The following is a 268-nucleotide window of genomic DNA, read 5'->3' on the forward strand; positions in this document are numbered from 1 at the left end:
TGATTTTAATTTCAGGAATATCAAAAACCTGACGAGTTTTAACTTCCTCTACTTTAACATCTTTTAAATTAGCAGCACAATGAGGGCAAATCTCATTAGGAAGTTCAACAACAAAATCAGGATTATCAACTTTTTCAAGAGTAGAACCTTTATGACCGATTTGCCCGCCTGATGCTTTGTTACTTTTCTTTCTTAATGATTTGTTTTTATCTTTTTTTTTACCAAATTTATCAGAAGATGGAGGAAAACTGCTATTAGAACTATTCAT

At 31.0% G+C, this 268-nt stretch carries 1 protein-coding gene; it reads right to left on the bottom strand.

Annotated elements, in window-relative coordinates:
* Nucleotides 1–268, bottom strand: a 268-nt coding sequence (locus I6E31_12575) for an IS66 family transposase (protein MCF2640791.1), incomplete at both ends; no start/stop codon positions are given.

It is taken from the genome of Fusobacterium varium (genome assembly GCA_021531615.1).
Lineage (GTDB): Bacteria > Fusobacteriota > Fusobacteriia > Fusobacteriales > Fusobacteriaceae > Fusobacterium_A > Fusobacterium_A varium_C.